Origin of the sequence: Bacillus sp. LNXM65 (genome assembly GCF_002998575.1) — a bacterium.
Taxonomy (GTDB): Bacteria; Bacillota; Bacilli; order Bacillales; family Bacillaceae; genus Bacillus.
This window is the reverse complement of the sequence record NZ_PVRB01000005.1, coordinates 1-22,272: the sequence shown is the minus strand read 5'-3', so window position 1 is coordinate 22,272 and position 22,272 is coordinate 1. Positions and strand designations below refer to the sequence as shown.

Sequence of the window (22,272 nt, the reverse complement as noted above, 5' to 3'; positions counted from 1 at the left end):
AAGATGGGAATGTAAAATACCAGGAACGCAGGCTCTCCCTGAATCGGTGGATAGAAGCATACGAACAGACTGAGTAAAATCGAACTAAGGAATAGTGTTATTAGGATTTTGTGAAATGATTGAAGCATTTGCAATACGTATACTTCTTTTTTGTAAAATTTACTATATTTTATCATAAATTGATGATCTAGTATTGTTTACTTTTTTTGATTGAACAACCTCAATATCTCCTCTTTTAAAAGTAAAGTTAGGTATTTAGATGTAAATAAATGATTGTGATAATGACCATTTTTCCTTTATTTGGTTCTGTATCTTTCGCCTCATGCCGATGAATGAAGGAATGGTATAAAGTAAACCCTATAGAAAAAGATCTAGCTTTGAATCCATCACATTTAAGAAGAGAGATGATCGAATGAACGTAACAAAATGGTTAGGTGCTGTCCTTCTTTCTGTTTTATTACTGTCGACAGCAGCTTGTGCCAATACAAGTACCCAAGAGAAAAATCAAAGCGAAAAAGAAAGCGCAACTAATCAATCAAAGGACAAAACGACAGCCGTAGAAACAGGGAATAAGTCCTTATCTAATATTAAGGTATTAGCGACAGGCGGGACGATTGCTGGCAGTTCGGACAGTGATACAGATACGACAGGATATAAATCCGGTTCACTTGGCATCGATAAAGTCATTGCTTCAGTTCCTCAGCTAAAGGATATTGCAAACGTTACCGGTGAGCAGGTAGCGAATGTTGGCAGTGAAAATGTTGATAATGCCCTTCTTTTAAAATTAGCCAAACGAGTGAATCAACTCTTAAATGATGATCAGGTGGATGGCATAGTCATCACGCATGGAACAGACACACTTGAAGAAACAGCTTACTTTCTACATCTGGTTGTCAAAAGTGATAAGCCAGTTGTGGTCGTTGGCTCAATGAGACCAGCGTCTGCTATCAGTGCGGATGGACCGTTGAACTTGTATCATGCTGTCAAAATTGCCTCTATAAAAGAAGCAAAGGGCAAAGGTGTCATGGTCACGTTAAATGACCGAATTGCATCAGCTCGATTTATTTCAAAGACAAACACGACCACAACCGATTCCTTCAAGTCTCTTGAGCATGGCTACATTGGAGAAATTGCTGGTGAAGTGGTTTCCTTCTATAACGAATCAACAAGAAAACATACGACTGAAAGTGAATTTGATGTATCAAAAATAAAAGAATTACCGCAAGTTGATATTTTATACGGCTATCAAAATGATCATAAATACATGTATGATGCAGCAGTAAAAGCAGGAGCGAAAGGCATTGTCGTTGCCGCAGCAGGAAATGGAACGATGTCAACAGAAGCCATCAAAGGGGCAACAGATGCAGTGAAGAAAGATGTGGTCCTCGTGAGATCAAGCCGTGCGGGAAATGGGATTGTGACCCACGAAAAAATGGATGATGAACATCACTTTGTGTCATCGGATTCATTAAATCCACAAAAAGCACGCATTCTGCTTATGCTCGCTCTAACGAAGACAAAAGATCCAGATAAAGTACAGACATATTATGAAAAATATTAATGAAGAAAGGGACCCGAAGCTTCGGGTCTTTTTTTATGCATGTTCCTGATGATACTTTTCAGCACGTGTTTTTAAAGAGAGTAAAATATCTCGCCATATATCGTCTACATCTGTAAGAAAATGTCCCGCTTGATCTATATAATAGGTTTTGACGTTTGGAATCGTTGGAGCCATTTTTTCTATTTCTACAAATGGAGCCATCGTATCTTCTTTTCCATGCCATACATCAACAGGGATTTGTATATCTTTCATATCGAATGCCCATGGCTGCGAGAGCAAATATGGTTCATGAATACATTCATCCACCGATTGACGAGTGGCTTCGTGTAAATGCATCATCATCATCTCGAGCTGCTCATCGGTTTGAAGGAATTGACGGTCCCATGGATGTAAATGTTTGTTCCCATTTTTGGCCAGCTTCTTAAATTTCTCTGGTTTTTTCTCAATCATTTTTTTCTGGGAACGATAGCTTGCTTTCAATAGCCAAGGGAACTTCTTACTGAGGAAAAAAGCCAATTTGTTCTCTTTCAGCATACTTTTAGGCGGTTTTCCGTCCTGAAATGGCGTTGTACTTGAGATCAAAGCGGCTGAAAGGACTCGATTCGGCAATTGATAAGCACAGCCAGCAGCGAATGCGCCGCCTCCAGATACACCCATCACTGAAAAATGCTGAATGCCTAAATGATCTGCTACTTCCAGCACGTCTTTTGCCCAGTCTAAAATCGTACGGTCAGGTTGAGGGGTAGATAAACCAAATCCAGGTCTGTCTAGACAGATGAGGCGAACACCGAGCTCTTTAGAGATTGGGTCATCATCTAAAAACATGACTCTTGATCCAGGAGTTCCGTGAAAAAAGAATACTGGAAATCCTTCAAGATCACCGTATTCACACAAACCAATATGACGTCCATCTTGTAAATGAATCCTACCCATATTTTCATCCCCTTAATAGTTTATCTAGCTTAAATGTTGATGAGAGAAACACCGAATTAAGGCGCTTCTTTCGCAATCTGATAGATTTTTTCGTATAGAGATAATAATGTTTTTAAATCTTCTTTTGGAAGCTTTGCATAGTATTTTTGAATAAGGTGCAATTGAATTTCTTCCGTATTCTTGTGATAGTCATGACCCTTTTGAGCAAAATCAACAATGATTTCTCTTCGGTTATGTGGATTAATTTCTCGTTTGACATAGCCAAGCTGCTCAAGCTTTGATACAAGCTGGCTAGCGGCACTTGCCGAAATTGAAAAGTAATCAGCTAGTTCGTTGATTGTTCTCGTTTTTGTCCGTAATAATTCAAGTGTCAGCTCTTGTTTGGCTGATAAATCTGCATACTCATGTTTTAAAAATCGTTGATACTCTTCTACATAGATAGAGCCTAGTGCATTTGAGTATTCAATGATTTTTTTACCGTAATGAATGATTTCCTCATCCAATGACATCACCTCTATTCTATTATAGGCAATCCTTATTGTTAAGTGAAGTTAAATATTAAGAATTATTAAATGATGAGAGGGCATAAATGACCGTATTGTTTGTTTTCACATGATTCACTCCTTATGAATTCGATGACTTTTTCATTGTATTTTGAAAAAGATCCATTTATAATAAAAAAATAAACCAACTGGTCGGTTTTGATTTGTCCTTGCAAAGAAAAGCAAGGTAGAAGGGATTGTGAAAGATGACAAGTACACAAAGCGGGGCTGGAAAGAGCGAGAAGACGAAGCAAAAAATCGTCACCGCTTCTCGTGATTTATTTGCGAAAAAAGGATATTCAGAAACATCCGTGCGGGATATTCTAGAGGCTGCTGAGGTTAGTAAAGGCAATCTCTATCACCATTTTAAAGGAAAAGAGTTCTTGTTCCTTCATATCATGGAAGAGGATCACCGTTTGATGATGGAGACGTGGCATCAGGAGAAACAAACGATGCACCGGGCCATTGATAAGCTCGCCGGATTTGCAGAGCTGCTCAGTCAAATGGGGATTAACTACCCATTAATGAGAGCGAGTGAGGAATTCTGTGCAAGTGCCTTTACATCAGACGAGGTCATGGAACGGCTGAACAAGATTGATGCCGATTTTGATGATGTGATGAGAGACATCTTACTTGAAGGAAACGAAGATGGCAGCTGGTCAATTCAGCATGTGGAGTCAAAAGTGAAAATATTACTTTCCGTTTTTTACGGATTAGACGTGTTATATAAAAGTGACACCATCCAACAGAAGAAAGAGTTACAAAAAGAGGCGATCTCATTGTTTATTCACGGAATCAACCATCATGAGTAACAAGTGAGTCAGTAAAGGAGAAACAAACATCATGCAAAAACCGATTCGTGAGCAAAAAGCTGTACTCGTTATTTTATTAAGTAATATATTTATTGCGTTTTTAGGCATCGGTCTCATCATTCCTGTCATGCCGCTATTCATGAATGTAATGCATCTAACAGGGAGTACGATGGGATACCTTGTGGCGGCGTTTGCCGTGGCTCAGCTCATTGCTTCACCTATTGCAGGGAGATGGGTAGACCGCTACGGAAGAAAGATTATGATTGTGTCAGGACTGTTTCTATTTGCGTTATCAGAACTCGTCTTCGGTCTTGGGACACACGTGTATGTGCTGTATTTTGCAAGGCTGCTAGGCGGCATTAGTGCGGCATTTATCATGCCGGCTGTCACTGCTTATGTCGCAGATATCACGACCGTTCAAGAAAGATCAAAGGCAATGGGCTATGTGTCAGCGGCCATTAGTACCGGTTTTATTATTGGCCCGGGCATTGGCGGATTTATCGCAGAATATGGCGTACGCCTGCCATTCTTCTTTGCAGCAGGGATTGCGTTTATTGCCGTCATTTCGTCTATGTTTATGCTGAAGGAGCCATTAACAAAAGAAGAGCGAGCGAAACAAATGGGTCAAGTGAAGGAATCTACTTTCTTTAAAGATTTGAAAAAATCGATTCATCCAAGCTATCTCATCGCCTTTATCATTGTGTTTGTCCTCGCTTTTGGACTATCTGCGTATGAAACAGTCTTTAGCTTGTTTACAAATCATAAGTTTGGATTTGGACCAAAAGATATTGCCGTCATCATTACCGTCAGCTCGATTGTGGCGGTCATCATCCAAGTACTTGTGTTTGGTAAACTGGTTAATGCCCTAGGGGAGAAAAGAGTCATTCAGCTATGCCTGATTGTCGGAGCGGTCCTTGCTTTCGTTTCGACAGTCGTTTCAGGCTTTTTGGTTGTACTGATTGTCACATGTGTCATTTTCCTTGCGTTTGATTTATTGCGACCAGCATTAACGACCTTCTTATCCAAAATCGCTGGAAACCAGCAAGGATTTGTCGCAGGGATGAACTCCACCTACACAAGCCTAGGTACGATTTTCGGCCCAGCACTTGGCGGCATTTTATTCGATCAAAATATACATTTCCCATTTCTATTCGCAGGTGTTGTCTTATTTCTCGGATTAGGCTTAACCCTTATTTGGAAGGGGAAGGCAGAAGAGCCTGCGGCAGAATAACAGACAAGAGACCTTTATTGAGGTCTCTTTTTTTATGACTGTGGCTTCAGACGATTCAATGCCTGTGCCATTTTTTGATTTTGATGCTTTTTGTAAAACAGAAAGGCGATGATATGACCAGTCAGTGTCAGAAAGGCAATGCCGTTGAAATAAGGCATAATCAATTGCAGTAAAGCAGTCGAATATAACGCGGCCGCCCCTAATTGAAAGGCTAAATTGATGGCGGTGGAGATGAGAATGTTGACAGGTGCAGGGATGGTAAAGTAGTTCCACGGTAAAGGGTAAAAAGAGTCACTGCATGCGCGCAGCTTTTTATTTATAATGGAAGGAAAGAACATGTTCGTGAAAGGAGGGAGCACTGTGCATCTCTTGGAGAAGCAAAGGTCACCATCGATGAAAGAAGGAATTCGCCAGATCGACCCGGCATATCCAGTGTTTGTAGATGCGGTCATGGATGGTTTCATACAAGGGCATCTTTATGTAGATGATGTAGAGCACCCTCTTGTTTTTTTTCTTGAAGCTGCATGCGGCATTTATTATGTTGCAGGCAAGAGAGAAGCGGAGCTGTCACGCTGCTTGGCCTTCATTGTGGATGTTTACGAAAGACAGAGAAGACAAAACGGCCGGTTTACCGTATTTTCAGCGAATCAATCAACAGATGTGATGATGAAAAAATGTCTTGGTTCACATCTAAATGAGATGGAAAGACATGCGTACGTTTTTCCGCAGGCACATTCTTATGTCCATGTGCCTCATCCGGGCTATAGAGTAGAGCGGACAAATGAACAGGTGATCAATGCAAGCAGGGCTTTTCCTCCTAGCTATTACGAAGCCTATTGGGGGAGAGCGGCGCGCTTTCTATCAAAAGGAATCGGAGTTGCCATCTTAGATGGAGAGAACGTGGTGAGTGAATGTGTCTCCATTTTTTCAAGTGAAGATCGTGTGGAGATCGATATTTGGACAGAAGAAGCCTGCCGGGGGAAAGGTTTGGCGCAGCTGGCAGGTCAGCAGATGATCAGGAGCTGTCTTGAAAATAAGAGGACACCGCATTGGGATTGCGATGTCCATCACCTAGCTTCGATCAAACTGGCAGAGAAGCTAGGCTTTCAGCGGACAAAAACCTATCGAGTGTTTTATGGCTCATGATGAGAAGGTTTTGAGATACCAAGCATCCATCGCAGAATGCTCAGAGCCATCAATCGGTTCAGAGAGAAGAGAAAAGCCATATCGCTGATAAAGGCCGGTGGCTGCAGTTAATTCCTGGCGGGTTTCTAAATAACATGCTTCGTAGTATGTAGAGGCATATTGCAGCGCCGTATCCATCAGTTTTTTGCCCGCACCTTTTCCTTGTGCCTTTGGACTTAAATAAAGCTTTTGTAATTCACAGATGTCGTTTGTAAATGGAGCAATGCCTACGCCGCCTACAATGTCACCATTCTCTTCAGCAATCCAATAGGCTGCATGAGTCAATGATTGATAGTATTCGAAAAGCTGGTCAAGGTGGGGATCAGTGTAGGCGGTTCCTTCAATCGCCAAATTCGCCGATTCTAGTGACTGGCGGATAATCGCTGCGATATACGGATTGTCTTTTTGCTCAATGGGTCTAATGTTCATTGGAAGTACCTCCATTGTTATAAGATAAAAAAGAGAATGGGAGTTGAAACAACATGTTTTGGCTGCAAACCGCTATTTTTACAATCGTTGTATTGTGTCTCTCATGGTGGGCAGGGAAAAGACGCAGACACCGTCATGCGGGGCTAATCCTCCCTATATGCTTCATTCTATTTGGATTGGTTTTATTGATATCCAGTTTCTTCATTGGCAGATGGGAAGGCATGGCGCTTAGTATATCAAGCGTCTCTATCGTTCTCTCTTCCATGATTTGTTTGACCATCGTCACAGCGATTCAATTTTTTAAAAAAGATGACCCTTCTTAAGCGGGGGCATCTCCACTGTTCATCTGATTGTATTCTTCACGAAGGATGCCCATGATGATCACATCTGAGTAGGTTCCATTGAAATAGAGTGCTTGGCGTCTTTTCCCTTCATATTGAAATCCGGCTTTCTCATAGCTTCTGAAGGCTCTTGGATTATGGGAAAAGACTTCGAGCTCAAGACGATTGAGTTCTAATGTATCAAAGGCGAATGCTTGAACCATCCGGACAGCTTCTGTACCATAGCCCTTTTGGAAATGTTCTGGTCCATGAAGCGCAATGCGGAAGCTTGCCGTATGATTAATTGGATCAATGTCCACAATCGCCGCATCCCCAATCATTTCTTTCGTGTCTAGCAGACAAATGGCGAAATCTCGTCTGCTGTCATCTTGTAAAAATCGGGTATAGGCTGAACGAATCTCTTCTAGTGTGAACGTTTTGCGTGTGCCAGTCATATAAAGAGTTTCTGCATGCTGGCATCCTCTTTGAATACCAGGATAATCCTGCTCTTCGATCGGTCTCAAAAATAAGCGGGTCATGACGGATCACCCTCCTCTATATATCGAGAAATTTCAATTAAATTCAGATCAGGATCACGGATATAAACAGATTCAATCGGACCTAATGTACCTGTGCGCCTGACTGGCCCTTCTTCAATAGGAACCACTTGCTTGCGAAGGTGCAGCAGCAGACTATCCATATCTAAATCGGTGATAAAGCACAAATCACTAGAGCCAGGAAGTGGGTGAGCCGCTGCCCGCTCAAATTCATGACCAGCTTCATGAAGGTTGATCTTCTGTAAACCAAAACGAAGCGCTTTACGGCCTTCTCCAAAGGTTTCTTCCTTCATTCCTAATACGTTTGTATAAAAGCGAATGGTGTCCTCCATATGTTGTACAGTCAACACGATATGATCAAGTCGTCGTATCATCAGTCTCTCCTCCAAGTATGATCATTGATTGAACTGACTTTATTATATCATTACCTGAAGAGGATACCTTATTGAATCACGGTGTTGAAGACATGAAAATGGAAGATGGCAAACCCTTGTATCCTTTGTCTTTCCTTTCTGATACAATGAGGATAGAATATATGTTCTTATTTAGGGTAAGGAGTGATGGGATTGAGTCAGAAAAGGAAGCTGCTTTTTTATGGGGCGATGAGTATCGATGGCTATTTAGCGAGAGAGGATCACCGGCTCGATTGGCTAATAGGGACAGAGGGTGAAGAAGATACGAACTATGATGACTTTTATGCGTCAGTTGATACGCTGATCATGGGGCGCAATACATATGAACAGGTTCTTCAGCTGTCACCAGATGAGTTTCCGTATGAAGGAAAGACTTGTTATATCATGTCACGTACTTTACAAGACAGTCTGAAAGGAACTCATATCATTCGAGAAGATATCTTATCATTTGTGAAAAAATTAAAAGATGTACCAGGTCAGCATATCTGGATTGTCGGCGGCGGGGAACTGCTTCAGTCTTTCATAAAAGCAGGATTGGTTGATGAGCTTTACCTTCAAATCGCACCTGTCATGATTGGGAGAGGCATTCCTCTGTTTTCCCCAGCGGATATGGAATCCAGGTTTTCATTAAAAGAAGTACGACAATACAAGCAGATAGCTGAAATGCATTTTGTCTTAAAAGAAGAGGATCACTGACCTGAGGTGGTCTTTTTTTTATGAAACAAACTCGTTGACAATAAAATATCCTAGTGTTAGGATAAATTTATCCTAGTTTTAGGATTTCTTGAAAAAAGGAGTAGTTGCCATGGTGCAGCATGAATATGAATTAGACTTAAGGCTATTCCGCGTGTGGATGAAAGCCTATCAAGCTCTTTTTACAAATATCCAAACAGACATTGAACGTTATGATATCGGATTTGAAAACTTTCAGATCCTTGAATTGCTCTATAGTAAGGGGCCGCATCCTGTCCAAAAAATCAGCGACATCCTGTCAATCCCAAGTGGAAGCATGACATATGTCGTGAACAAACTAGAAAAACAAGAGCTGGTGAAAAGGCAATGTGCACCCTCTGATAAACGTGTATTTCATGTATTGCTGACGGAAAAAGGAAAGCAATTGTTTGACGACATTTTTCCTAAACACACTGCTGTCATTTCGCAAAATCTATCCTTTATTGAAAAAGAAGAAAAAGAACGGCTCATTGAATTACTAAAAAAAATCGGTTTAGGTGCAAAACAACTTCACGAAAAGGGGAAACAAGATGACACTCAGCTTTGATACATTGGTACGTGAAAGACGATCCGCATCAAACTTTTTGCCAAATATCTCGATTTCGAGAGAAGAGCTTAACAGCATTTTTGAAGAGGTCAAAATGGCACCATCTGCTTTTAACTTACAGCACACACAATATGTCGTCGTCCAAACAGAAGGTCTCAAAGAACAAGTAAGAGAAGCTGCATTTGGACAATATAAAGTGCATTCCGCCTCAGCAGCAATTATTGTACTTGGAGACCCAAATGCTTATCAGCAAGCGGGGAACATCTATGAAGGTCTGAAAATGCTTGGCATTTTAAACACGCAGCAATACGAAGAAATGGTCAGAGAGACGATGAGCTTTTATGAACAGAGAGGAGCGGATTTTCAGAAAGAAGAGGCGATCCGCAATGCTTCATTATCTGCGATGCTGTTTATGCTCGCCGCCAAAAACAAGGGATGGGACACGTGCCCAATGATCGGTTTTGACCCTGATGTCATGAAAAAGGTGTTAAATATCGAGTCGGATTTGGTTCCTGTATTAATGATCACACTCGGAAAAGAAAAAGTAGAGAGCAGACAAGCGAGAGGCTACAGAAAACCAGTCTCTGAATTCGTAACATACTTATAAGATAGGGGGTTCCATTCATGGAACTAGGAATTAGTACATTTGTAGAAACAACACCTGATTTTCAAACAGGAAAAACAGTCAGTCACGCACAGCGTATTCGAGAAGTAGTCGAAGAAATTATTTTAGCAGATCAAGTCGGCCTTGATGTATTTGGAGTAGGTGAGCATCATCGACAAGATTTCGCTGCATCGAATCCTGCTGTCGTCTTAGCGGCTGCGGCAACACAGACAAAGAATATCCGTCTGACAAGTGCAGTGACAGTCCTTTCATCAGCAGATCCTGTTCGTGTCTTTCAGGATTTTGCAACATTAGATGGACTATCCAACGGGCGTGCAGAGATCATGGCAGGCCGTGGTTCATTTATTGAATCATTCCCGCTCTTTGGCTATGACCTGAATGATTATGAAGAATTATTTGAAGAAAAGCTTGATTTGCTGCTCAAATTACAGCAGTCCGAGCGTGTCAAATGGAGCGGAAAGCATCGCCCATCTATTCAAGATGTTGGGGTATATCCAAGACCCGTTCAAGATCCGCTTCCAATTTGGATCGGCAGTGGGGGAAACCGTGAATCTGTCGTACGTGCTGGATTATTGGGACTGCCTTTAGTACTTGCCATCATTGGCGGAAGTCCTAGACAGTTCGCACCACTTGTTCAGCTGTACAAGCAAGCGGCAGTGCACGCTGGACATGACCCAGAGAAATTAACCGTAGCGTCACATTCGCATGGATTTGTTGCGGAAGAAACAGAGCTTGCAGCAGACCAATTCTTCCCTTCCACACAGCATGTGATGAACACATTAGCAAGAGAGCGAGGCTGGGGTCCATATACTCGTTCTACATTTGATGCAGCGAGAACGTTAGAAGGCGCCCTGTATGTAGGAGATCCAGATGCAGTGGCAGAGAAAGTGATTCACCTTAGAAAAAATGTAGGAATCACGCGTTTTATGCTTCATGTACCGGTTGGTTCCATGCCGCATGATCAAGTATTAAAAGCCATTGAGTTATTTGGAAAAGAAGTCGCTCCTAAAGTAAGAGAAGAGATTGCCCGCTGGGAAGCAGAGCAAGCATAACGAAAAAGGTCGATCAAGCCTATGCACTTGATCGACCTTTTTGATGCTTAAGGATCAATAACACAAGGTTTCACTGTAGGACATGAAGCAGCAGAAGCAAGTGGTGTGGTCGTCAAGGTGAAGAGGAAAACAAGTTGAAAACAGATGAGCCATTTTTTCATGAAATCACCTCCGTTCACAATTGTTTGACGGAATGAGATGAGGATAAAAGCATAGAAGTATAGAACACTCTCTATCCAACATAAGACAATCATATCATAATTTTCAAAAAAATGAAAAAATAACTTATAAAAGGACTAAATTATGGTATGGTTAATATGTTCAACAAAAAAAGGGAGGGATTTTTTTTATGAAAAAGGTCATGTCTTCAGTTTTGGTTGGAGCAATTGTCTTAACAGGTGCCGGGGTCACAGCTGCTCCAGTGGAAGCAAAGGAGCAAACAAAAAGTGAAATAACCGTTCAGGCGAGTCGAACTGTCTCAGAAACAAGAACGTATACGACCTCGAACATCCCAGAAAGTATTGTCTATGCAAAGGATGGCTGGGTCGGTATTTTAAAACAAACCTCTATTGAAGAATTAGGATTAGGAAAATACAGAGTCACATTTACTGGAACGGTTGTACGTGATCCGGGATTTAATTAAATAAAACGCAAAGCTGACAGGTGGACAAGCCTGTCAGCTTTTTTCATGAGGATAATAAAGAATCATTTGCAGCCGTACCATTTGTTCTCCGGTTTGTTTATATGCATGCGAACGGTCCGCTTTAAAACGAATGGAGTCGCCGGCCTTTAAGCTGTATTGCTCATCACCAATGGATATATCAAGCGCTCCCTCAAAAACAGTGATCAATTCCTCTGTTCCGCCAATATGTTCATTCGCATGCAGCGACCCGCCAGGATCAATTTCTACTCGGTACACTTCAAATTTTCCCCGGTCATCAAAGGGAAAAGTCGTATACACGCGATATCTCCCGTCATCTTCCGTTAAAATCTGTGCATCTTCCTTGCGTACCACCTTGATTTCAGGCTGTGGTGCGTAAATGAGCTCACTAAAAGACACCTTTAATCCGTTGGCGATTTTCCACAAAGTCGTGATGGTAGGGGTTGATTCTCCTCTTTCAATTTGTCCAATCATGGTTTTACTGACACCAGTTAATTCTGCCATCTTTTCTAGGCTTAATTTTTTTTGATCTCTAAGAAGCCTCACATTTTTAGAAATAATCGATTGTACATCTTCCATGAAAAAACTCCTTTCTCTATTTACTTTATAAAGACCGAACGTTACAATAAAACGTAACATACGCAATAAAGTAATTAAAGTCTTAATAACGCACGAGGGAGGCGGCAACTTGATTCTTTCTATGTTGATCTATGCTTTTGTGAGCAGCTTTACCCCGGGGCCAAACAACATCATGGCCATGGTCTTTACGAATAAGTATGGGGTCAAGCAAACATTTCGATTTTGTTTAGGTGTGGGTATCGGATTTCTCGTCATTTTGTGTTTGAGTTGCTTCTTTAATATCATTCTTTATCAAGTGATGCCGAAAATAGGCTGGGTCATGGCGTTCATCGGAGCCGCATACATGATTTATTTAGCTGTCAAAATCATGAAAAGTAAAGGCGGGGATGACGAAACCCTTGACCGCTACAATCATTTTGTTCCTGGTATGATGCTGCAATTTATCAACCCAAAAGCGATCTTGTATGGGTTGACCGTGATTTCAACCTTTGTTTTGCCATATGGACAATCTAATATGCAGTATGTGATATGGACATTGATTCTCGCACTTATTGGCTTTCTCGGTACATTCAGCTGGAGCCTATTTGGCTCTTTATATAAGCGCTTTTTGACTGCTTACGAAAAACCGTTCCAGTTTGTCATGGGGCTGCTTCTGATATACAGTGCGATTTCAATGGTATGGGGCTATGTGATGTAAGTAGTCAGAAGCTTGGCCTCTGCCTGCCCATCACAACAGTATTGTAATAAAGTCCATCTGCCAGCCGTTTATCATTTTTTAATAACCCTTCAATCAGAAAGCCATGGCGCTCATATAACCGAATGGCTTTTTGGTTGGTTTCCAGCACGTGAAGTGACATCTTCTGGATGCCTTGCTGATCAGCCCAGTCAATAGAAGCGGCTAAAAGCTCTTTGCCAATGTGATAGCCCCAGGCATCCTTTTGTATGGCGATGCCAAATGTCACTTTGTGAGCAGAGCGCTTGAGTGAATGTCCCTCACATCTAGAGAAACCGACAATCTCTCCTTCAATATCAGCGACCAAAAATAAATGCCTGCTTTGTTTGGCATCCTCTTGAATCAAAACCTCAAAATCTTTTTCATGAAGAAAGGCTTCGCCTGGTTCACGGTCTAAATATTCTGTTTCACCATCAATTTTCAGTCTGAGAGCTGATAACTGCTTGGCATCGCCAATTGCAGCAGACCGAATACGATAGGTCAAACCACGAACGGTGAATATGTTTTCAGAGATGATCATTGAACAGAGCACCAACCTTTCTTTCCATTATGTCTATCATACCTGAAACGTGTACATTGCAGGTTAAAGCTTTTAAGCCTGTCTTATAGATAAGTATTTTTTAATCCAGCTGACCCTGTCTGGATCTTCATGATTTAGACTGAGAACTTAAATAAGCTTCTCTCACAACTGTTAAAAAGTGGTCAGCGACGGTTGATGTATCATCTTGTCTCCATGAAACATATAAATTTACTTTTGGTGTAGTTTCTTGGATTTTTCTATAAACAACCCCTGCGCGTTTTACGCTTTCTACTGAGGATGGAACCACAGAGATTCCCATTCCTGCAGCAACTAAATTAACAATCGTATGCATTTGAATAGCTTCCTGAACTACGTTTAAACTTATGCTATTTTCCCAAAAGTAGCTGATAATTAAATCATAAAATGCTGCACCTAGATGACGTGGAAACATGATAAATGGTTCATTGGCTAATAAATGAATTGGAACTTTGGGAAATGAAGCTAAAGGATGATTTTCTGGCAAAACCAAGCTTAATGATTCCTCACAACAAATTTCTGAGGTAAGTATCTTATTATTTTGGTTAGAACGAATAAATCCTATTTGAATTTCTTTCTTATATAGTGCTTTTAACTGCTGTTCTGTAGCCATTTCACATAAGACAAGATGGATGTTAGGAAAATTTTCTCGAAACCTTTTAATAATATCGATCACAATATCAGTAGAATCTACGAAACCGATCGTTAACTGACCTATCCTTCCGTCATCTGCAAGTTGTGTTGCTTTAATCGTTCTATCTACTTGAAGAAGCGTACGGCGGGCTTCTTCTAAAAATACTCTCCCCGAATCTGAAAGTTTAACCTGTCTTTTCGTTCTATGAAAAAGCGTAACACCTAACTCTTCTTCTAATTTACGAATTTCTTGACTTAATGGAGGCTGTGCCATTTTAAGACGTTCAGCTGCCCGGCTAAAATTTAGTTCTTCAGCAACCATTATAAAATAACGTATTTGTCTCAGATCCATTTTTTATGCCCCCCTATAAATTTCATACTTGCTTATTGTGTAAAATGATTACAAAGGATTGTTATTAAACAGTTTTGCGCTTTTTTAATGGAAATATTTTTAATTATATAAAATATATATGTATTTATCTGAATATATATATTATACATATTAACGACCTCTTTTTATAATGAAAGTATTCTTTCAAAAGGAGGGCATTGTTATGGAGTATAGTAAACTTGGATCTAGTGGATTAACAATTAGTAAACTTGCTTACGGAAACTGGATTAATCATGGTGGTAAGATAAATGAAGAAACTGCCCATGATTGTGTGAAAGCTGCTCTTGATGTTGGTATTACGACGTTTGATACTGCTGATGTTTATTCAGACACCAAGGCTGAAGAGATACTAGGCAGGTCTTTAAAAGGGATCCGGCGGGAGAGTATTGAACTTTGTACAAAAGTATGTCATCCAACTGGTACTGGGAAAAACGATAGAGGATTATCACGCAAGCATATTTTGGAAAACTGTAATGCCTCTTTGCGACGTTTACAAACGGATTATATTGATATTTACTATGCACACAGGTTTGATCCAACTACACCTCTGGAAGAAACGATGTTAGCTTTCGCAGATCTAGTAAGACAGGGTAAAGTGAACTATATTGGTGTAAGTGAGTGGACAGCAGAACAAATTACTCGAGGGGCAGCGCTTGCACGAGAACTAAATGTCCCCCTTATCGCCAGCCAACCTCAATACTCCATGTTATGGAGAATCATTGAAAGTGATGTAATACCGACCTGCCAGCGTGAAGGACTTGGCCAGGTAGTATGGTCGCCTTTGGCGCAGGGGATCCTTACTGGAAAGTATCTCCCAGGAAAATCACTTCCGACTAATTCGCGTGCTAACTCATCTGCTGGAAAACCTTTTTTTAAAAACCTTGCTCAACGCTGGATGAATAATAACACCTTAGAGGCGATCCAAAAGCTTAAGCCCGTCGCACAAGAGGTTGATCTTACTCTCGCTCAGCTTGCGATAGCATGGGTACTGCAAAACCAGAACGTTTCTGCAGCAATTATTGGTGCTTCTAGTCCAGAACAGGTGAGGGAGAATGCTTTAGCATCTGAGGTGAAAATTGAAACTGAGATGATGAATCAGATTGACGAAATTCTAGGTGATCTGGTTGAATACGATCAGAGTAAAACAGGTTAAAGCTTTTAAGTCTATCTTATAGATCATTATTTTTAATCCAGCCGACCTTGGCTGGATTTTCATGTTGCTGTAGTTTCTTGGATCGCACACTCAGATGTTTTGTATTTCTCAAAAAGGCTAAATGAATAGTATCAAACGTGGAGGTGGAACAAATGAGTGAAGAAAAAGGACATATGGATAAAGCGAAAGGAAAAACAAATCAAGCCAAAGGTCAAGTGAAAGAAAAGCTTGGCGAAGCAACAGATCATCAAAATCTGAAATCAGAAGGGAAAAAGGATCAGGCAAAAGGAAAGCTTCAAGATAAAAAAGGGGATTTGAAAAATCACCTCAACCAGTAAATCCGAAAACATGGCACTGCTTCATGTCTCCATCATGACATGTCTTTCATCAATAAAATGAATAGATGTGTGAAAAGAATTGATTATACGCGCTCGCTATCATCATGTAGACTTGAAACAGAAGACATGATTAAGGGAGATGGTTGAGATGAAGCAAGTGTGGGAGAAAGTTGACGAGTATCTCACAGACAAGTTGATTCCTAAAGATGATGTTTTGGAGCAAGCTCTTACTATTAATAAGCAAGCAGGCCTGCCAGAAATTGATGTGTCACCAGCTCAAGGGAAAATGCTTTATTTATTAGCAAAAACCAAGAATGCAAAGCGCATTTTAGAGATCGGGACACTCGGTGGATACAGTACCATTTGGTTGGCGCGTGCTCTTGAAGAGGATGGAGAACTCATCACATTAGAGGCTGTCAGCCACCATGTACAGATTGCGCAGCAAAACATCAGCAGAGCGGGCTTATCGGAACGGGTGAGCATTTTGCTAGGAGAAGCATTGGATACGCTATCTCAGTTAAAAGAGAGGGATGTGCTTCCATTCGATTTGATTTTCATTGATGCAGATAAACCGAACAACCCGAAATATCTAAAGTGGGCGTTACATTTCTCGAAAAAGGGAACAGTCATTATTGCAGACAATGTCGTCAGAAATGGAGCAGTCCTTCATGACTGTGATGGGGATGAACGAGTGCAAGGAACTCGTGAATTTTTCAATTTACTCAAACAAGAGTCAAGAATAGAGGCTACAGCCATTCAAACTGTTGGTGAAAAGGGTTACGATGGATTTGTATACGGAATCGTAAAATGAAACAAAGCTTAACCACATGCGGTTAAGCTTTTTCTTTTAGAAAAACCATCTAGCAGTTCCCATCAGCATGACGCCTACAAGAACAGTAAGTGACAAGCTTTTTGTCCAAATAGCGATCAGTACGGTCGGAACTAAGACAGCAAAGTACATCCAGTGAATGGTGACGCCTGTTGTGGTATGAATGAACAGATGCTCTGCAATCAAAGCTGTAAAGATACAAATGGGAATAAACGATAACCACTTAAGCACCACTTCAGGCAGCTCGATACTTCGTACAAATAAAAAGGGAACGACCCTTGGAATGACGGTTACAATCATACAGCCGAGAATCAGCCATATCATAAAACTGCTGATCATTTATCTGTCACCACCCCAATGGTTGCGACAATCATGGTGGCTAACAGAACAGCCACGTGTGAGGGAACAAAATGAAGCAGAACAAACATTGCAACGACCATATACAAAACAAGTGACAGGCGATGGGTTAACTTACTTTTAGGCACAGTTTGCAAAGAAAGAACCAACAGCGCAGCAAACATAGCGGAAAGGGCAAAATCAAGACCAAGGGCTTCAGGATTTGAAATCCAGTGTCCAAAAATGCCGCCAAGTATACAGGCAGCAATCCAGCACAAATAAGCCGTTATGTTCAGCCCATGCATCCACCGATTATTCAGCTTGCCATGCTGAGCTAATTTATTCATGGCTACGCCAAAGGATTCATCAGTCAGCAATAGACCGAATCCAATGTTTTGTTTCACAGAGTAGCGTGTAAAATGAGGAGCCAGCGTCAGGCTGAGCAATAAATGACGCAGATTCACAATAAATGTAGTGAGAATAATAGCGGAAAGGGGACTTCCAGTGACAAGCAGTGCACAGATAATAAACTGTGAAGCACCTGCATAAATAAAGATTGATAGAAGCGCAATGTCCCATAAGCTCAACTGTGCGCTAATTCCAACAATTCCGAAGGCAAACCCAATACTCATATAACCAAGCAGGGTTGGCACACAATCTTTTATTCCCTCGAGAAATGGTTCATGCTCCGTGCTGGGAATGTGTTTTCTAGCTTCAATATCCAACGACCTCTACTCCTTTTCTGCGTGACCACCTATAGTTTTACTTACTATATGAAAACGAATTCAGCATGTCAATAGCCGCTTATCTTCTATTATATGAAGAAAAAAGGTGACAAAAAAGGATTGAAGTCAACCAGAATTTGTTATAAAGTATCAGAAAATAAAAATAATTGGAGTGACGGCAATGCTATGGAAGCCTTTGTTTGAACATGATGTTCCAAATGCCCTCCGTCCATAACGGAGAGTGATCTCCGTTTGTGGATATGGTCATCAAAATATCCAGTAACGGAGGGAAAAAGATGAATGAAAAATATATAGGCGCCCTTTACCTAGCAATCGCTGCAAGTATTTGGGGCGGCATGTACGTTGTTGTCAAAGTAACAGTAGCGGTTGTTCCGCCACTTGAGCTCGTTTGGATGAGATATGCTGTAGCAGGAGTCGTTTTGGTGTTCACCATTTGGCGCTTGGGCTATTCCTTTCGATTAGATAAAAAAGATATCCCACTTATAGTGGTGATTGGGCTGATCGGAAATTTTCTTTCCATCGTGACCCAAGAAATCGGGACGATGTATACGTCTGCACAAATGGGGGCCGTTATCACATCTGCAACACCTGCGTTTATGGTGCTGTTTGCGTTCTTTCTATTAAAAGAAGCCATGACTGTTCGAAAGTGCGCATCCATCCTGCTTGCTACAGCAGGTGTATTGCTCATGATTGGACCAGTCGCAGTGCAAACAGATGAATTTGTTGGCGGTCTTTCATTGGTCATCGCTGCTTTAACATGGGCGCTTATGTCTGTTTTGCTAAAACGAGTTCCAGGAAAATACCCTCAGGTGGTGACAACCACATATGCGATCATCATTGCATTCATTGTTTTAACACCGCCAGTATTATTTCGTTTACCTCACCTAGATGTGGAGCAGATGGCAAGGCCAGAGATTTGGGGCGGTATTCTTTATCTAGGCATCATTTCAACAGCTTTAGCATTCTTTTTGTGGAATAGAGGGCTTCAATTGATGGATGCCTCAAGCGGAGGTCTATTCTTTTTCTTTCAACCGATCGTAGGTGCCATTCTTGGCTGGCTGCTTTTGGGAGAAGAAATGGGATTACGCTCATTCATTGGAATTCTATGTATATTTGCAGGGGTCTATACTGTGCTGCGTCAAAAGGAATAAGAGGAGATGTCCCTTGTAAAAGGGGCATTTTCTTTAAAATGGGTAGGTTTGAGAGATTGAGAGAGGATGGGGGAAACAGGATGATACAATTTCCGCATTTACAAAAAGGACAAACGATTGGTGTCACAGCACCTTCCTCAGGTGTACAGCCATCTTTGCATGACATGTTTCAGCTCTCATGCGAACGAATGAAAAAAAGAGGCTATGATGTCACATGTGGAGAGACGGTATGGCACCAGGAAAAGGCAAAATCAGCGCCTGCCATAGAACGAGCAAACGAGCTTCAGTATATGATGACGTGCGAAGAGATTGACCACATCATCCCGCCATGGGGAGGAGAGCTTCTTATGGAAGTGCTAGAGCACCTTGATTTCTCAACGATGCACAAAAAGTGGATTCTTGGTTACTCAGATACGAGTGCATTCTTGCTGGCATTTACATTAAAAACAGGCATTGCTACAGCACATGGCCCAAACTTAGTGGATTTACGAGGGGAAGAGTCTGATCAAACGACTGCTATGTGGGAAAAAGTGCTTTCCACAGAAGAGGAGATGGACATTACTCAGTTTTCTTCATATAAGTATCAAAAGGAATGGCAGCATGACACCCCGAGTCAACATGTCTTTCATTTAACAGAGCCTACAAGATGGCGCACGGTTCATCCGCAGGAGATGGCGGTGAAGGGGAGACTGATGGGAGGCTGCATTGATATCATACGTCACTTAGCGGGGACACCTTTTGGAGACGTTAAAGCTTTTCAGGAAACATTCATAAAAGGTGAACCGATTCTCTGGTACTTCGAAAACTGCGCATTAAATGCTACCAGCATGAAGAGATCACTTGTTCAATTAAAACTAGCCGGGTGGTTTGACCACTGTTCAGGTATCATGTTTGGGCGAAGTGCAGTTGATGTGCCTGTAGAAGGGTATCATTATCGGGATGTATATGAAGAATTACAAAAGGAATTACAAATCCCCATTTTCTACGATATAGATTGTGGGCATGTCCCGCCACAAATGACGCTGATTAATGGCGCATATGCAGAAGTGCAGCTGCAACCTCAAGGCAAAGCGGTCCTAAAGCAAGCATTTTTATTATAAGAAAAGGAAAGGGGAACCCCTTTCCTTCATATAACATTACATCCCTTTTGTTTCCTCACCTGCTTTTGGAACTTCCCATGCGGACTCACGGAATACTTTTTCCCATTTCGATACGACAATACATGCAACGGCATGCCCTGGAACATTCACACCTGTTCGTGCCATATCCATAATTCGATCAACACCGGCGATAATGGCGACGCCTTCTGCTGGAAGACCTACTGCATGGGCGGTTGCCAAAAGAACGACGAGTGAACCGGATGGCACTGCTGCAATCCCTTTACTTGTTAACACAAGAACAAGCATCATCAAAAGCTGCTGTGACAAACTCATGTCGACACCAAACGCTTGTGCAAGAAACACACAGGAAACCGATAAATATAAACTTGATCCATCACAATTGAGAGAGAGACCAGATGGAATGACAAAGGAAACGATTCTTTTTGGACACCCGTATTTCTCCATTCGTGACATAAGCTGAGGAAGGACAGTTTCTGTACTTGTAGTAGAGAAGGCAACTAAGAACAAATCCCAAATCATTTTTAAAACTTCGAAGTAGTTAAAACGGAAGATCAGTGCGACCAGAGGGAACAAAGCAAAGAGAATAATGAATAATCCTAAAAATACAGTCCCGACAAGCTTCATCATTGGGATTAATAAAACAATGCCATATTGGCCAACGGAAGCAGCCATTAATGCAAGAACTCCAATAGGTGCTGTCACCATGACCATCTGCGTTAGCTTAAACATAATTTGTGCCACTGATTCAAAGAAGGTGAGAACAGGAGCGGATGCTTTACCGATGCCGCTTGCGGCTACACCAAATAATATGGCGAAGAAAATGACAGCAAGTAAATCATTCTGAGCCATGACATCGACGATATTCGTTGGAATGATATCGAGTACCATTTGTTTAAAGTCGACGACTTTCTGCGTATAGCCATCTAATTCACCAATATCTTTCTTAGCTAATTTAGAGAAATCAAGGCCAACGCCAGGCTTTAGAACATTAGCCAGCAATAGACCAATTCCTAGAACGATGGTTGTGATGACCTCAAACCAAATGATCGTCTTTAATCCTAGGCTGCCCATTTTCTTCATACCGCCACTGCCAGCTGCACCAATAACAATGGTAGAGAAAACGATAGGAACAACGATCATTTTAATCAATCTGATGAATCCATCTCCAATTGGCCGCAGTGCCATCCCGAAGTCAGGAAAGAAATGGCCGATAAGAGCTCCTATCACCAAAGCGATCATGATTTGAAAAGCGACGAACTTTTTCATCATCTCCTACCTCCTTTAAATGCTTGGAAAATATTAAGAATTTTCCAATAAATAAAAATTCTATGTGACCATGTTTTGTCCTCCTTTAGATTTAGAAAGATTTTATTTAAGAATCATTAGAATTATGAAGAAAGAGAAGAAAATAGGGCTATTGCATCTCTATTTATCTAAGAAAAAACCACTTCTTAAAAAATATGAAACTTTTTTAGAAAAATGTATTGACCCATTTATGTGATCCATGGTATATTTTTATTCGTCGCTGATGACGTATTTGAAACAAAGACATTCAAACACATGCGACAAACAAATTTTAAAAAGATGTTGACTTGATAAAAACGATATGTTAAGATAATTAAGTCGCCTGATTAAGCGCCCGTAGCTCAATTGGATAGAGCGTTTGACTACGGATCAAAAGGTTAGGGGTTCGACTCCTCTCGGGCGCGCCAATACAAATCACGCGGGTGTAGTTTAGTGGTAAAACCTCAGCCTTCCAAGCTGATGTCGTGAGTTCGATTCTCATCACCCGCTCCATTTTGAAACGTGATCTTTGAAAACTAAACAAGACAAAACGTACCTGTTAATTCGAGTTTTTATAAAAAAATCCTATGAAACATCATAGGTAGTCAGTCAAACGCTGACGAGGCAGGAAATGATCACATGCTAAGTTCGCTACATCGTGTAGCAACGCATGTGTGATATGCATCCTGCATACCTCGGAGAGTTTGATCCTGGCTCAGGACGAACGCTGGCGGCGTGCCTAATACATGCAAGTCGAGCGGACAGAAGGGAGCTTGCTCCCGGATGTTAGCGGCGGACGGGTGAGTAACACGTGGGTAACCT

At 41.3% G+C, this 22,272-nt stretch carries 28 protein-coding genes, 2 tRNA genes and 1 rRNA gene; 19 read left to right on the top strand and 12 right to left on the bottom strand.

The features are described from left to right. The first annotated feature begins 412 nt into the window (after window positions 1–412). Window positions 413–1,561: a type II asparaginase gene (locus C6Y03_RS10850; protein WP_106037139.1), complete on the top strand. Its 1,149-nt coding sequence runs from the start codon at window positions 413–415 to the stop codon at window positions 1,559–1,561. A 33-nt stretch (window positions 1,562–1,594) separates the two neighbouring features. Here the strand turns inward: C6Y03_RS10850 and C6Y03_RS10845 are convergent, their stop codons facing one another. Both C6Y03_RS10845 and C6Y03_RS10840 read right to left on the bottom strand, forming a co-directional pair. Continuing rightward, a complete protein-coding gene (locus C6Y03_RS10845; protein ID WP_106039287.1) occupies window positions 1,595–2,494 on the bottom strand; it encodes an alpha/beta fold hydrolase in 900 nt (299 codons plus the stop codon). A 56-nt stretch (window positions 2,495–2,550) separates the two neighbouring features. Then, the gene (locus C6Y03_RS10840) at window positions 2,551–3,003 is read right to left on the bottom strand and encodes a MarR family winged helix-turn-helix transcriptional regulator (RefSeq protein ID WP_034666030.1); all 453 of its coding nucleotides are present in this window, start codon (window positions 3,001–3,003) and stop codon (window positions 2,551–2,553) included. 239 nt (window positions 3,004–3,242) lie between these two features. Here C6Y03_RS10840 and C6Y03_RS10835 point away from each other — a divergent pair, with 239 nt between their 5' ends. Together C6Y03_RS10835 and C6Y03_RS10830 are read left to right on the top strand one after the other, a co-directional pair. Then, window positions 3,243–3,848: a TetR/AcrR family transcriptional regulator gene (locus C6Y03_RS10835; protein WP_060595616.1), complete on the top strand. Its 606-nt coding sequence runs from the start codon at window positions 3,243–3,245 to the stop codon at window positions 3,846–3,848. 31 nt (window positions 3,849–3,879) lie between these two features. Further along, window positions 3,880–5,079 (top strand): MFS transporter, encoded by a 1,200-nt coding sequence (locus C6Y03_RS10830; protein ID WP_060595617.1) that lies wholly within the window; start codon window positions 3,880–3,882, stop codon window positions 5,077–5,079. 32 nt (window positions 5,080–5,111) lie between these two features. Here the strand turns inward: C6Y03_RS10830 and C6Y03_RS10825 are convergent, their stop codons facing one another. Next, window positions 5,112–5,438 (bottom strand): hypothetical protein, encoded by a 327-nt coding sequence (locus C6Y03_RS10825; protein WP_223251108.1) that lies wholly within the window; start codon window positions 5,436–5,438, stop codon window positions 5,112–5,114. 1 nt (window position 5,439) lies between these two features. Here C6Y03_RS10825 and C6Y03_RS10820 point away from each other — a divergent pair, with 1 nt between their 5' ends. Further along, a complete protein-coding gene (locus C6Y03_RS10820) occupies window positions 5,440–6,225 on the top strand; it encodes a GNAT family N-acetyltransferase (protein ID WP_106039286.1) in 786 nt (261 codons plus the stop codon). Here the strand turns inward: C6Y03_RS10820 and C6Y03_RS10815 are convergent. Continuing rightward, complete coding sequence (locus tag C6Y03_RS10815; RefSeq protein WP_034666017.1) at window positions 6,220–6,693, bottom strand: GNAT family N-acetyltransferase; 474 nt, start codon at window positions 6,691–6,693, stop codon at window positions 6,220–6,222. The two genes, C6Y03_RS10820 and C6Y03_RS10815, sit on opposite strands and share 6 nt — an antisense overlap. A gap of 53 nt (window positions 6,694–6,746) precedes the next feature. Here C6Y03_RS10815 and C6Y03_RS10810 point away from each other — a divergent pair, with 53 nt between their 5' ends. Further along, window positions 6,747–7,016, top strand: coding sequence for a YesK-like family protein (locus C6Y03_RS10810; protein ID WP_106037142.1), 270 nt, complete (start codon window positions 6,747–6,749; stop codon window positions 7,014–7,016). On the opposite strand, the gene C6Y03_RS10805 is transcribed toward C6Y03_RS10810, so the two are convergent. Then, on the bottom strand, window positions 7,013–7,552 hold the full coding sequence (locus tag C6Y03_RS10805) for a GNAT family N-acetyltransferase (RefSeq protein WP_034666010.1): 540 nt from the start codon (window positions 7,550–7,552) through the stop codon (window positions 7,013–7,015). The genes C6Y03_RS10810 and C6Y03_RS10805 overlap by 4 nt on opposite strands. Continuing rightward, window positions 7,549–7,944 (bottom strand): VOC family protein, encoded by a 396-nt coding sequence (locus C6Y03_RS10800; protein WP_034666005.1) that lies wholly within the window; start codon window positions 7,942–7,944, stop codon window positions 7,549–7,551. Before C6Y03_RS10800 ends, C6Y03_RS10805 begins: the two co-directional genes overlap by 4 nt. A gap of 192 nt (window positions 7,945–8,136) precedes the next feature. Between C6Y03_RS10800 and C6Y03_RS10795 the strand changes: the two genes are divergently transcribed. The 5 genes from C6Y03_RS10795 to C6Y03_RS10775 all read left to right on the top strand — a co-directional run bounded on the left by C6Y03_RS10795 (window position 8,137) and on the right by C6Y03_RS10775 (window position 11,582). Further along, window positions 8,137–8,679 (top strand): dihydrofolate reductase family protein, encoded by a 543-nt coding sequence (locus C6Y03_RS10795; protein WP_106031699.1) that lies wholly within the window; start codon window positions 8,137–8,139, stop codon window positions 8,677–8,679. A 109-nt stretch (window positions 8,680–8,788) separates the two neighbouring features. Then, window positions 8,789–9,262, top strand: coding sequence for a MarR family winged helix-turn-helix transcriptional regulator (locus C6Y03_RS10790; protein WP_106031700.1), 474 nt, complete (start codon window positions 8,789–8,791; stop codon window positions 9,260–9,262). Continuing rightward, window positions 9,246–9,869 (top strand): nitroreductase family protein, encoded by a 624-nt coding sequence (locus C6Y03_RS10785; protein WP_106039285.1) that lies wholly within the window; start codon window positions 9,246–9,248, stop codon window positions 9,867–9,869. Before C6Y03_RS10790 ends, C6Y03_RS10785 begins: the two co-directional genes overlap by 17 nt. Window positions 9,870–9,886: 17 nt before the next feature. Beyond that, window positions 9,887–10,939: an LLM class flavin-dependent oxidoreductase gene (locus tag C6Y03_RS10780; RefSeq protein WP_106039284.1), complete on the top strand. Its 1,053-nt coding sequence runs from the start codon at window positions 9,887–9,889 to the stop codon at window positions 10,937–10,939. 349 nt (window positions 10,940–11,288) lie between these two features. Then, window positions 11,289–11,582, top strand: a complete 294-nt coding sequence (locus C6Y03_RS10775) for a hypothetical protein (RefSeq protein WP_034665989.1) — start codon at window positions 11,289–11,291, stop codon at window positions 11,580–11,582. Window positions 11,583–11,615: 33 nt separating this feature from the next. On the opposite strand, the gene C6Y03_RS10770 is transcribed toward C6Y03_RS10775, so the two are convergent. Beyond that, on the bottom strand, window positions 11,616–12,179 hold the full coding sequence (locus C6Y03_RS10770; RefSeq protein WP_034665985.1) for a helix-turn-helix domain-containing protein: 564 nt from the start codon (window positions 12,177–12,179) through the stop codon (window positions 11,616–11,618). A gap of 109 nt (window positions 12,180–12,288) precedes the next feature. On the opposite strand from C6Y03_RS10770, the gene C6Y03_RS10765 reads away from it, so the two are divergent. After that, window positions 12,289–12,876 carry a LysE family transporter gene (locus tag C6Y03_RS10765; protein WP_060595624.1) on the top strand — a complete coding sequence of 196 codons (588 nt, stop codon included), beginning with the start codon at window positions 12,289–12,291 and terminating at the stop codon, window positions 12,874–12,876. Between the two features lie 4 nt (window positions 12,877–12,880). Here the strand turns inward: C6Y03_RS10765 and C6Y03_RS10760 are convergent, their stop codons facing one another. Both C6Y03_RS10760 and C6Y03_RS10755 read right to left on the bottom strand, forming a co-directional pair. Continuing rightward, a complete protein-coding gene (locus C6Y03_RS10760) occupies window positions 12,881–13,432 on the bottom strand; it encodes a GNAT family N-acetyltransferase (RefSeq protein ID WP_106039283.1) in 552 nt (183 codons plus the stop codon). 127 nt (window positions 13,433–13,559) lie between these two features. After that, on the bottom strand, window positions 13,560–14,453 hold the full coding sequence (locus tag C6Y03_RS10755) for a LysR substrate-binding domain-containing protein (RefSeq protein WP_066031266.1): 894 nt from the start codon (window positions 14,451–14,453) through the stop codon (window positions 13,560–13,562). A gap of 202 nt (window positions 14,454–14,655) precedes the next feature. Between C6Y03_RS10755 and C6Y03_RS10750 the strand changes: the two genes are divergently transcribed. The 3 genes from C6Y03_RS10750 to C6Y03_RS10740 all read left to right on the top strand — a co-directional run bounded on the left by C6Y03_RS10750 (window position 14,656) and on the right by C6Y03_RS10740 (window position 16,794). Next, the gene (locus tag C6Y03_RS10750; protein WP_060595627.1) at window positions 14,656–15,645 is read left to right on the top strand and encodes an aldo/keto reductase family protein; all 990 of its coding nucleotides are present in this window, start codon (window positions 14,656–14,658) and stop codon (window positions 15,643–15,645) included. Window positions 15,646–15,797: 152 nt separating this feature from the next. Further along, a complete protein-coding gene (locus tag C6Y03_RS10745) occupies window positions 15,798–15,983 on the top strand; it encodes a CsbD family protein (protein WP_060595628.1) in 186 nt (61 codons plus the stop codon). A 148-nt stretch (window positions 15,984–16,131) separates the two neighbouring features. Next, on the top strand, window positions 16,132–16,794 hold the full coding sequence (locus C6Y03_RS10740) for an O-methyltransferase (RefSeq protein ID WP_106039282.1): 663 nt from the start codon (window positions 16,132–16,134) through the stop codon (window positions 16,792–16,794). 36 nt (window positions 16,795–16,830) lie between these two features. On the opposite strand, the gene C6Y03_RS10735 is transcribed toward C6Y03_RS10740, so the two are convergent. Next, a complete protein-coding gene (locus C6Y03_RS10735; RefSeq protein ID WP_106039281.1) occupies window positions 16,831–17,151 on the bottom strand; it encodes an AzlD domain-containing protein in 321 nt (106 codons plus the stop codon). Continuing rightward, window positions 17,148–17,873 carry an AzlC family ABC transporter permease gene (locus tag C6Y03_RS10730; RefSeq protein WP_066031263.1) on the bottom strand — a complete coding sequence of 242 codons (726 nt, stop codon included), beginning with the start codon at window positions 17,871–17,873 and terminating at the stop codon, window positions 17,148–17,150. The genes C6Y03_RS10735 and C6Y03_RS10730 overlap by 4 nt, the downstream gene beginning before the upstream one ends. 296 nt (window positions 17,874–18,169) lie before the next feature. On the opposite strand from C6Y03_RS10730, the gene C6Y03_RS10725 reads away from it, so the two are divergent. Both C6Y03_RS10725 and C6Y03_RS10720 read left to right on the top strand, forming a co-directional pair. Further along, window positions 18,170–19,045, top strand: a complete 876-nt coding sequence (locus C6Y03_RS10725; RefSeq protein WP_034665952.1) for a DMT family transporter — start codon at window positions 18,170–18,172, stop codon at window positions 19,043–19,045. A gap of 80 nt (window positions 19,046–19,125) precedes the next feature. Beyond that, window positions 19,126–20,145 carry a S66 family peptidase gene (locus tag C6Y03_RS10720; RefSeq protein ID WP_106039280.1) on the top strand — a complete coding sequence of 340 codons (1,020 nt, stop codon included), beginning with the start codon at window positions 19,126–19,128 and terminating at the stop codon, window positions 20,143–20,145. Between the two features lie 36 nt (window positions 20,146–20,181). Here C6Y03_RS10720 and gltP read toward each other — a convergent pair whose 3' ends face one another. Continuing rightward, window positions 20,182–21,432: a glutamate-aspartate/proton symporter GltP gene (gene gltP / locus C6Y03_RS10715; RefSeq protein ID WP_034666069.1), complete on the bottom strand. Its 1,251-nt coding sequence runs from the start codon at window positions 21,430–21,432 to the stop codon at window positions 20,182–20,184. A gap of 369 nt (window positions 21,433–21,801) precedes the next feature. Here gltP and C6Y03_RS10710 point away from each other — a divergent pair. From C6Y03_RS10710 to C6Y03_RS10700, 3 genes are all read left to right on the top strand, one after another. Further along, a tRNA-Arg gene (locus C6Y03_RS10710) sits at window positions 21,802–21,878 on the top strand. An 11-nt stretch (window positions 21,879–21,889) separates the two neighbouring features. Further along, window positions 21,890–21,963, top strand: a tRNA-Gly gene (locus tag C6Y03_RS10705). A gap of 179 nt (window positions 21,964–22,142) precedes the next feature. Then, a 16S ribosomal RNA gene (locus C6Y03_RS10700) occupies window positions 22,143–22,272 on the top strand; the annotation flags it as partial.

What these genes read in the sequence shown, in the direction of transcription:
- C6Y03_RS10850 (WP_106037139.1), top strand. Translation starts at nt 413, where the DNA reads ATGAACGTAACAAAATGGTTAGGTGCTGTCCTTCTTTCTGTTTTATTA.
- C6Y03_RS10845 (WP_106039287.1), bottom strand. Translation starts at nt 2,494, where the DNA reads ATGGGTAGGATTCATTTACAAGATGGACGTCATATTGGTTTGTGTGAA.
- C6Y03_RS10840 (WP_034666030.1), bottom strand. Translation starts at nt 3,003, where the DNA reads ATGTCATTGGATGAGGAAATCATTCATTACGGTAAAAAAATCATTGAA.
- C6Y03_RS10835 (WP_060595616.1), top strand. Translation starts at nt 3,243, where the DNA reads ATGACAAGTACACAAAGCGGGGCTGGAAAGAGCGAGAAGACGAAGCAA.
- C6Y03_RS10830 (WP_060595617.1), top strand. Translation starts at nt 3,880, where the DNA reads ATGCAAAAACCGATTCGTGAGCAAAAAGCTGTACTCGTTATTTTATTA.
- C6Y03_RS10815 (WP_034666017.1), bottom strand. Translation starts at nt 6,693, where the DNA reads ATGAACATTAGACCCATTGAGCAAAAAGACAATCCGTATATCGCAGCG.
- C6Y03_RS10810 (WP_106037142.1), top strand. Translation starts at nt 6,747, where the DNA reads ATGTTTTGGCTGCAAACCGCTATTTTTACAATCGTTGTATTGTGTCTC.
- C6Y03_RS10805 (WP_034666010.1), bottom strand. Translation starts at nt 7,552, where the DNA reads ATGACCCGCTTATTTTTGAGACCGATCGAAGAGCAGGATTATCCTGGT.
- C6Y03_RS10800 (WP_034666005.1), bottom strand. Translation starts at nt 7,944, where the DNA reads ATGATACGACGACTTGATCATATCGTGTTGACTGTACAACATATGGAG.
- C6Y03_RS10790 (WP_106031700.1), top strand. Translation starts at nt 8,789, where the DNA reads ATGGTGCAGCATGAATATGAATTAGACTTAAGGCTATTCCGCGTGTGG.
- C6Y03_RS10785 (WP_106039285.1), top strand. Translation starts at nt 9,246, where the DNA reads ATGACACTCAGCTTTGATACATTGGTACGTGAAAGACGATCCGCATCA.
- C6Y03_RS10780 (WP_106039284.1), top strand. Translation starts at nt 9,887, where the DNA reads ATGGAACTAGGAATTAGTACATTTGTAGAAACAACACCTGATTTTCAA.
- C6Y03_RS10775 (WP_034665989.1), top strand. Translation starts at nt 11,289, where the DNA reads ATGAAAAAGGTCATGTCTTCAGTTTTGGTTGGAGCAATTGTCTTAACA.
- C6Y03_RS10770 (WP_034665985.1), bottom strand. Translation starts at nt 12,179, where the DNA reads ATGGAAGATGTACAATCGATTATTTCTAAAAATGTGAGGCTTCTTAGA.
- C6Y03_RS10760 (WP_106039283.1), bottom strand. Translation starts at nt 13,432, where the DNA reads ATGATCATCTCTGAAAACATATTCACCGTTCGTGGTTTGACCTATCGT.
- C6Y03_RS10755 (WP_066031266.1), bottom strand. Translation starts at nt 14,453, where the DNA reads ATGGATCTGAGACAAATACGTTATTTTATAATGGTTGCTGAAGAACTA.
- C6Y03_RS10750 (WP_060595627.1), top strand. Translation starts at nt 14,656, where the DNA reads ATGGAGTATAGTAAACTTGGATCTAGTGGATTAACAATTAGTAAACTT.
- C6Y03_RS10745 (WP_060595628.1), top strand. Translation starts at nt 15,798, where the DNA reads ATGAGTGAAGAAAAAGGACATATGGATAAAGCGAAAGGAAAAACAAAT.
- C6Y03_RS10740 (WP_106039282.1), top strand. Translation starts at nt 16,132, where the DNA reads ATGAAGCAAGTGTGGGAGAAAGTTGACGAGTATCTCACAGACAAGTTG.
- C6Y03_RS10735 (WP_106039281.1), bottom strand. Translation starts at nt 17,151, where the DNA reads ATGATCAGCAGTTTTATGATATGGCTGATTCTCGGCTGTATGATTGTA.
- C6Y03_RS10725 (WP_034665952.1), top strand. Translation starts at nt 18,170, where the DNA reads ATGAATGAAAAATATATAGGCGCCCTTTACCTAGCAATCGCTGCAAGT.
- C6Y03_RS10720 (WP_106039280.1), top strand. Translation starts at nt 19,126, where the DNA reads ATGATACAATTTCCGCATTTACAAAAAGGACAAACGATTGGTGTCACA.
- gltP (WP_034666069.1), bottom strand. Translation starts at nt 21,432, where the DNA reads ATGAAAAAGTTCGTCGCTTTTCAAATCATGATCGCTTTGGTGATAGGA.